Source organism: Streptomyces sp. NPDC050619, from assembly GCF_040654815.1.
Taxonomy (GTDB): Bacteria; Actinomycetota; Actinomycetes; order Streptomycetales; family Streptomycetaceae; genus Streptomyces.
This window is the reverse complement of record NZ_JBFAIR010000119.1, coordinates 1-2,252: the sequence shown is the minus strand read 5'-3', so window position 1 is coordinate 2,252 and position 2,252 is coordinate 1. Positions and strand designations below refer to the sequence as shown.

Here is a 2,252-nt window from a genome sequence, read left to right as displayed (position 1 = left end):
CCCGAGGCGCTGACCGCGCTGCGCCTCACCGCCGCCGGGGACGGTGCCCGCGCCGCCGCGGCCATCGGCACGCTGGCCCGCTCGGGCAACCGCCTGGTCCTCGGCGGCTACTCGGGCGCGGGCGCGCTGGCCTGCGAACTGGCCCGCCATGTCACGGCGACCGACGTACGCCCGCCGATCGTGGTGGTCGGCGGCAGTCCCGAGGACGCGCAGGGGGCTCGGGGGCTGGCGGAGACGTTGCGTGACGTGAGTGCTTGAAGGCTCCCCTCCCTGAAGGGAGGGGATTCTCCACCCTCCAGGGCTGAGCGGGGATTTACGGCTCAGGCCGCCACCAGAGCCGACGGCCCAGGTGGTCTTGCGCCCTCGACACCGTCCGGGTTCCAACCTGCCCGGACCAGCATCACGTGAGCGGAGTTCTTGTCCCTGGGGGACACGGCCCCGCACACGGTGCAGGCATACGTTCTCATCGAAAGAGGCAGTGCATGCTTGGTTCTCGCCCCGCACTGGGCGCAGTCCATCGTGGTGTACGCCGGGTGCACGAGACGGACGTCCCGCCCATGCTTGCGGCCCATCTCGACCAGGGCACGCTTCGTCGCGGCGATGGCGGCATCGGCCGCCTTGCGGGCCATCGCGGTCTTCGCGAGGAACTTCGGCCGGAAGTCCTCCACCGCCACCCCGTCATGGCCACGCATCACGGACTTCGCCCACTTGCGGCCGGTGTCCTCACGCTGCCGCGCGACCTTCTTGTGCAGCTTCGCCGCCTGCGCCTGCGCCGCCCGGTAGCCCTTCGATGCGGGCTGGCCCTTCGGACGCCGGCGCCGGGCCATCATCCGCTGGTAGTGGGCGAGGCGCTGCGCGGCACGCTTGCCGTGCTCGCCATGCGGGAGGTCGTAGGCGTCGTCCGTGGTGGTGGCCCTCTCCTTCACACCCCAGTCCACCCCGAGCACGCGCCTCGTGGGGGCGAGCGGTTCGCTCTGCGCGGGGACGAGGAAGGACGCGTACCAATGTCCGAGCGTGTCCTGGTACACGCGCACGCTCGACGGGCCGACCGGAAGGTCCCGCGACCACACCACGCTCACCACGATCGGGCCCGCAAGGTGCAGACGACCGTCTTTGATGCGGAAGCCGCGCCGGGTGTAGTTCAGGCTCGGCCGCGTCTCCCGCTTCTTCTTCCACCTGGGCATCCCGGCCCGGCGGTGCATCGCAAGCCGGTCCTTGATGTCCTTCAGGGCCTTGGCGCGGGACGTGGCGAAGTCGCGTATCACCTGCTGCTGAGGCACGCTCGCGCCCTCAGCCAGCCACGGCGTCACCCTGCGGGCCTCGGTCAGCATCTTGTCGAGCTGAGCCGGACCACACGTCAGCTTCTCGCCGCCCGCTGTGCTCTGCACGTGGACCTGCTTGGACTTGGCCACGCATTCGTTCCAGATCCAGCGGCAGCGATCCCACTCGGCTTCGAGCCGGCGCCTGGCCGTGTTCGACAGGCGCACACGGAAGGTGTACCGGGCATGCCCGGTGTCCTTCGTGGTCGCTTCTGTCGTCATGCATCCGAACCTACCCGGGAGGACTGACAGGTGAGAGTTCTTGATCATTGCGGGCGACAGCACCGCCGTGCGGGGTGGACACCGGATCGCCCTGACGGCGATCCGGCTATCCCTGCCCTGCTCCGCAGGAGTCCGATTCCTCCCCGGCCTGAAGGCCGGGGCATCCTCGGAGGAACCCGGTGACGAGGTATCTTGACGCGCCGCGGGCCGGGCCCGCGGCCTTTTCTACGCCGCGAACAGGTCGAAGGTCGAGGAGCGGCGCGGACCCGCCAGGACGTCCAGCTGGGGATCGACCGCGAGCATGGCCTGGTGCATGCGCTGCAGCTGCGGCGAGGGCTCGACGCCGAGTTCGTCGATCAGCCGCATCCGCAGCCGACGGTAGGCCTCGAGCGCGGTGGCCTGCCGGCCCGACCGGTACAGCGCCACCATGACCTGCGAGTGCAGCCCCTCGTGGTGTGGATGGCGGGCCGTCAGTTCGGTTAATTCCGCTATCAGTTCGGCGTGCCGACCGAGCCGCAGGTCGGCGTCGATGCGCCGCTCCACGGTGACCAACCGGCTCTCCTGCAGCCGCATGACCTCGATGTCCAGGACGGGCCCCGCCTTCACGTCCACGAGCGGCGCACCGCTCCACAGGCCGAGCGCGGCACCCAGACGGGCCGCGGACACGTCGTTGTCCCCGGCCTCGAACGCGATCTGCCCCTCACGGGCCAG

The 2,252-nt window shown here is 70.3% G+C and carries 2 protein-coding genes and 1 pseudogene; 1 reads left to right on the top strand and 2 read right to left on the bottom strand.

Annotation, left to right across the window (positions count from 1 at the left end; translation table 11 throughout):
* Positions 1–258: pseudogene (locus tag AB0I77_RS53365) on the top strand (peptide synthase condensation domain-containing protein); the annotation flags it as partial.
* 62 nt (positions 259–320) lie between these two features.
* On the opposite strand, the gene AB0I77_RS53360 reads toward AB0I77_RS53365, so the two are convergent.
* Together AB0I77_RS53360 and AB0I77_RS53355 are read right to left on the bottom strand one after the other, a co-directional pair.
* Entirely contained in the window at positions 321–1,541 is a 1,221-nt protein-coding gene (locus AB0I77_RS53360) for a transposase (protein WP_363290299.1), read from the bottom strand.
* A 225-nt stretch (positions 1,542–1,766) separates the two neighbouring features.
* Positions 1,767–2,252 (bottom strand): AfsR/SARP family transcriptional regulator (locus AB0I77_RS53355; RefSeq protein ID WP_363290298.1); only part of this gene is annotated, 486 nt, incomplete at its 5' end.

What these genes read in the sequence shown, in the direction of transcription:
- AB0I77_RS53360 (WP_363290299.1), bottom strand. Translation starts at nt 1,541, where the DNA reads ATGACGACAGAAGCGACCACGAAGGACACCGGGCATGCCCGGTACACC.